Below are 3,730 nucleotides of genomic sequence, written 5' to 3' on the forward strand. Positions count from 1 at the left end.
GGGGAGTGAGGGGATAGAAAGCCCTAGTAGCGGTGCACCAGCTTGTTGATGGGCTTGAAGATGTCTGCCTCAAACTTTTTGCCCTTGAGCATGCGGTTCCAATAGAGCCAGGGTAATAGATGCACCTTGGCTAGGTACATGGAGTAGCGCTCCCGCGTTGGGTCCAGGGGGAAGGAGGGGGCTAGCTTTGCATTGTAGGCAAACTCGGCCATGATCAGGGAGTTGTAGCCTGTAATCAAGGGGCAGCAGGTGTAGCCGTCGTAGCGGGCCACTAGCGGCTTCGACTGCATGGCAGCCAAGAGATTTTCGGCCAGTACCGGCGCTTGCTTGCGGGCGGCAGCCGCCGTTTTGGACGTTGGCAGAGAAGAGGCATCTCCCAAGGAAAACACGTTGGGGTAGCGGGTGTGCCGCAGCGTTGCTTTATCCACGTCCACCCATCCTCCAGGGCCAGCCAGGGGGCTGCGCTTGACAAAGTCCGGGGCGCTCATGGGCGGAGCCACGTGGATCATGTCGTAGTGCAGGCTCACCTCTTCTTTGCCATTGTCGGTGGTGACTTCAAAGATGGCTTCCTGAGTCTCAGGCCGGATGGCTTTGAGGTTGTGCTTGAATTTCACCTGGATCCCTCGCCGCTCTACCACCTTCTCCAGGGCAGCACTGTACTCCGGCACGGCAAAGAGAGTGGGAGTGGCTGTGCAAAAGAGAACCTTGGTGTTGACGCCAACCCCACTTTTGCTTTTGAAGACATCGTCGGCCATGTACATGATTTTTTGAGGGGCGCCGCCGCACTTGATTGGCGTAGCCGGGTACGTGAAGATGGCTGTTCCCCCCTTGAAGTTGCGGATGGTCTCCCAAGTGTAGGGGGCGTAGTCCTTGGAGTAGTTGCTGGTTACTCCTCCTTTGCCCAGCGCCTCCGGCAAGCCCTCGATCAAGTGCCAGTCGATTTGGATCCCGGGGGCCATTATGAGGTAGTCGTACTGAATAACCTGGCCGGTCTCGGTGATGACGCGGTTGTGATCTGGATCCAGCTCTGCCACTCGCGCTTGAATCCAGGTGGCTCCCTTGGGGATCACAGTCCTTTCGTCCCGGATAAACTTGGCCAGGGGGGCAATACCTCCCCCTACCAATGTCCAGCCGGGCTGGTAGTAGTGCTTGTCGGAGGGCTCGACAATCGCGATATCAAGATTGCGCTTGCGCTCCAGCAACTGGGCCGCTGCGCTGATGCCGGCAGCCCCTCCTCCCACTACAACAATTTGATGGTGAATGACAGGTTGCGAAGTTCTGGAGATGGATCCCTCGACGCCAGGGCGCCCGTTCGTTTGGGTGGAGGCGGGTGGGGATTGGGTTTTGAGTTCCATTGGCTTAGTAGTCGTTGACACAGCAGTTTCCTCAAACAGAACTGAACTTGAGCTCAAGAAGCTGTTTAGTTTAATGCGGAAGAACCTGTTAAATGACAGCCAACAACCCCGAACTGGCAATCCGTAGAAGACTCTGCAGATTGCCAGCCTTCAGGAGCTGCAGCTGGGAAACAATCGTAATCATAACACCCGATAAGAATATAGCCATTTTTTCAAGCTGTCGAGAATTTGAGGCAAATCTTAGCCTAGGACTTAGGCTTTGTTGACGCTGGGGGGAACAGCGGCACTTCTGGGGGGTAAGCGGCGTCGGCTAGGCTGTGGACTGTACGAGGGATTTGCCGTTGAATTCACGGCTGGCTTTCAAGTTCTGTTGCGATTCAACTAGAGACCTGCGATGGCAAAATCCGTCTCCCCTGACTCATTGCCGGCAGCTCCCTGGCACGCCCTGCCCGAAGAGGAAGTTGCCCGCCAAATTGTTGCAGAGGAACTGCCTCTGGCAGCGCTTTTGGAGCGGGGTCTATCTCAGGCTGAGGTGATCCAACGGCAGAAGCAATATGGCCCCAACGAGCTAAAGGCCAAGGCAGCTACCCCGGCCTGGGTGAAGTTTCTGCAGCAGTTCAACCAATCCTTGCTCTACATCTTGATGGTTGCCGGGGCGGTCAAGGCGTTCTTTGGATCCTGGCGCAATGCCATCGTGATCTGGGCGGTGGTGGTAATCAACGCCCTCATCGGCTACATCCAAGAGTCCAAAGCGGAGGAAGCGATCGCCGCCCTGGCCCAGTCGGTGGTGACGGAGGTCACGGTCATCCGGGATGGGCAAAAACTGCGGGTGCCCTCGCGGGAGCTGGTGCCGGGGGATGTGGTGCTGCTGAGTTCGGGAGATAAGGTGCCCGCCGACCTGCGCTTGCTAAGCGTGCGCAACTTGCAGGTGGATGAATCGGCCCTGACCGGAGAGTCGGTGCCGGTGGAAAAACGGCTGGGATCCCTGGCGGAAGACACACCCCTAGCCGACCGCCAGAACATGGCCTATGCCGGCAGCTTTGTTACCTTCGGCCAAGGAGCAGGGGTGGTGGTGGCCATTGGCAACCAGACTCAAACAGGCCGTATCTCGGAGTTGGTCGAAAAGGGGGGATCCCTGCAAACTCCCCTAACACGCAAGTTCGAGGAATTCAGCCTCATGCTGCTCAGGATCATCCTCACCTTGGCCGGGCTTACCTTTTTGGTGGGATTGGCTCAGGGACAGGGGGCGGCCAGTGTCTTTGAGGCGGCAGTGGCGCTGGCGGTGAGTGCTATCCCCGAAGGCTTGCCGGCGGTAGTCACTGTAACCTTGGCGATTGGGGTTTCCCGCATGGCAAAACGCCACGCCATTATTCGCAAGCTGCCGGCGGTGGAGACCCTGGGCAGCGCTACGGTAATTTGCTCTGACAAAACCGGCACCCTCACGGAAAACCAGATGACGGTGCAGGCCATCTACGCCGGATCCCAGCTCTACCAAGTTACGGGCAGTGGCTACAGTCCTCAGGGACAAATCCTGGCCCAGGAGGGGGGTGATCCAGTGGAAGTGGAGCGGCTGCTGGCGTTACAGGCTTGTCTCTTGGCCGGCTGCCTCTGCAATGACACCCGTCTGCAACCCAAAGACAACGGCCAGTGGGAGGTGGTAGGGGATCCCACCGAAGCTGCCCTCATTGTGGCGGGCCAAAAGGCGGGTTTGGATATGGACGATCTGCAGCGCCGCCGCCCTCGCCTGGACAGCATTCCCTTTGAATCTGAGTTTCAGTACATGGCCACCTTGCACCGCCTGGGGCCAGAAGAGCACTGCATCTATGTCAAGGGATCGGTGGAAGCCCTGCTGCCCCGCTGCCGCAGCCAGATGGGATCCCAGGGGGAGATCCAGCCTCTGGAAGAGGAGCGGATTCGCCAGCAGGTGGAGGCCTTGGCACGGCAGGGGCTGCGAGTTCTGGCCTTTGCCCAAAAAACCGTCCCCAGCAGCCAAACTCGGGTGGATCACCCAGATCTGCAGGAGGGTTTAATCTTCCTCGGTTTGCAAGGAATGATCGACCCGCCGCGGCCAGAGGCCATTGCGGCAGTGCATTCCTGCCAAACGGCTGGGATCCAGGTGAAGATGATCACCGGCGACCACGTGCTCACGGCTCAAGCCATTGCCGAGCAGATGGGCCTGGGGGGTGGAAAACCTGTGCAAGCCTACAGCGGTCGAGATCTGGAGCAGCTCAGCCCGGAGGAATTTGTGGAAGCTGCCAATCGGGGATCCGTCTTCGCACGGGTGGTGCCAGAGCAAAAGCTGCGCCTGGTGGAAGCTCTGCAAGCGCGGGGGCAGATCGTGGCCATGACCGGCGATGGCGTCAACGACGCTCCGG

Annotated in this window: 2 protein-coding genes; one reads left to right on the forward strand and one right to left on the reverse strand. The window is 58.7% G+C overall.

Annotated features, from left to right (window positions below):
- Positions 1–23: 23 nt before the first annotated feature.
- A complete protein-coding gene (locus NW815_RS08210; protein WP_414389105.1) occupies positions 24–1,376 on the reverse strand; it encodes an FAD/NAD(P)-binding oxidoreductase in 1,353 nt (450 codons plus the stop codon).
- 373 nt (positions 1,377–1,749) lie between these two features.
- On the opposite strand from NW815_RS08210, the gene NW815_RS08215 reads away from it, so the two are divergent.
- On the forward strand, positions 1,750–3,730 hold a 1,981-nt coding region (locus tag NW815_RS08215), incomplete at its 3' end, for a cation-translocating P-type ATPase (protein ID WP_414415893.1).

The sequence above is a fragment of the Synechococcus sp. R6-7 genome (assembly GCF_047461695.1).
Taxonomy (GTDB): Bacteria; Cyanobacteriota; Cyanobacteriia; order Thermostichales; family Thermostichaceae; genus Thermostichus.